The organism is Kitasatospora sp. NPDC057198, assembly GCF_042670125.1.
Classification (GTDB): Bacteria; Actinomycetota; Actinomycetes; order Streptomycetales; family Streptomycetaceae; genus Kitasatospora.
In genome coordinates this window covers 1-1763 of record NZ_JBHUWH010000820.1, presented here as the reverse complement: position 1 = coordinate 1763, position 1763 = coordinate 1, and the positions used below count along the sequence as shown (strand labels likewise).

Sequence of the window (1763 nt, the reverse complement as noted above, 5' to 3'; positions counted from 1 at the left end):
CCCCGGCTCCCCGCCGCACGACGACACGAGCCGGGGCGCCACGGACGGGCACCCCGGCTCGGAGCCGACGGCGAGGAGGGCGAACGGGCTGACCTCAAATCCGCCCCTGGGGCAAACGATGGAAGAAGGAAGCCCGCTCATGGCCTCACCGCCCCGCACGCTAGCAGCCGCACCGGGCCCCGGGCACCCGGTTTCCCGTCCCCGGCCGCCCCGTTTCCCGTCCCGGCCGCCCGCCGGCCTCGGTGCACAAGCAGTGGTTGTGCCCCACCCTCCCGCAGGTTGTTTGACCTGCGCTCCTCCCGGGCGATTGGCTCCTACCGGTCAACGAGGGGTTGTCCGGCGGGAACACGGAGGAGGAGGACGCGGTGAGCAGGAGGAAGCTGGGCCGCCCGTTCGGCTGGCTGTGGGCCTCGTACGCGGTGAGCGCGTACGGCTCGGGGCTGGGGTTCGGGGCGCTGCCGCTGATCGCGGTGCTGGTGCTGCACGCCGGGCCCGCGCAGGTGGCGGTGCTGTCGGCGGTGGGCCCGGCGGTGGGTGCGCTGGTCGCGGTGCCGCTGGCGCCGTGGATGGAGGCGCAGCGCAAGCGGCCGGTGATGATCGGCGCGGACCTGGCGCGGTGCGCGGCCATGGCGTCCGTCCCGGCCGCGTACGCCCTCGGGTGGCTGGGCTTCGCCCAACTGCTGGTGGTCACGGCCGTGGTGGCCGCCGCGAAGATCGCCTTCGGCGCGGCGAGCGGCGCCTACCTCAAGTCGCTCGTCCCGGCGGAGCACCTGCTGGTGGCCAACTCCCGCTTCGAGTCGACCAACTGGAGCTCCATCGCGGTCGGGCCGCCGCTCGGCGGGGCGGCGATCGGCCTGTTCGGGCCGGTGGTGACCGTGCTCGCGGACGCGGCCAGCTACCTGCTCTCCGCGCTCGGCATCACCGCGATCCGCGAACCGGAACACGCACCGCAACCCCGGCGGACGGACGGCGGGCGGCCCCGGGCGGGCGGGCTCCTCGAGGGCTGGCGGCACCTCCTGGGCCACCCCGTACTGCGGCGGCTCTACCTCAACAACCTGCTGGTCTCCGGCCTGATCATGGCCACCGAACCACTGCTGGCCGTCCTGCTGCTGCGCCAACTGGGCTTCCCCGCCTGGCAGTACGGCCTCGCCTTCGCCGCGCCCTGCCTCGGCGGCCTGATCGGCTCCCGCCTGGCGCCCCGCGTCGTCGCCCGCCACGGCCGGCACCGGGTCTTCCGCGTCGTCGGCACCCTGCGCGTCGTCTGGCTGCCCGGCCTCGCCCTCGTCCGGCCCGGCGTCGCCGGGCTGCTCACCGTGATGGCCGTCGAGCTGGCGATCATCGTCCACATGAGCCTGTACACCCCGGTGCTCGCCACCTACCGGCTCGAACACACCCCCGCCCACCTGGTCTCCCGCACCCTGACCGCCTGGTCCGTCGGCCAGCAGGCCACCACCGCCACCCTCACCGCCCTGACCGGCCTGCTCGCCCACTTCACCGGCCCGCGCCCCGCCCTCGCCACCGCGGGCCTCCTCATCCTGGCCACCCCGCTCCTCCTCCCCCGCACCACCCCTCAGGACGCACCGCACCCCACCGCCGACACCACCGCGCCCACGGCCACAGCGAGTTGACCACCCCGCCCGGCCGGCCCGGCCCGGCCCGGCCCGGCCCGCGGCACGAGACTCCGATGCCGCCCGCACCGGCCGCCCTACCCGCAGCGCCTGCGCCTGCTCTTCGCCACCATGGCCGTCCCTGGGTGCGTCGGC

Annotated in this window: 1 protein-coding gene; it reads left to right on the top strand. The window is 75.6% G+C overall.

Annotated features, from left to right (window positions below):
- Nucleotides 1–365: 365 nt before the first annotated feature.
- Nucleotides 366–1628, top strand: a complete 1263-nt coding sequence (locus ACFUEL_RS39335) for an MFS transporter (RefSeq protein ID WP_380242970.1) — start codon at nucleotides 366–368, stop codon at nucleotides 1626–1628.
- Nucleotides 1629–1763: the final 135 nt, after the last annotated feature.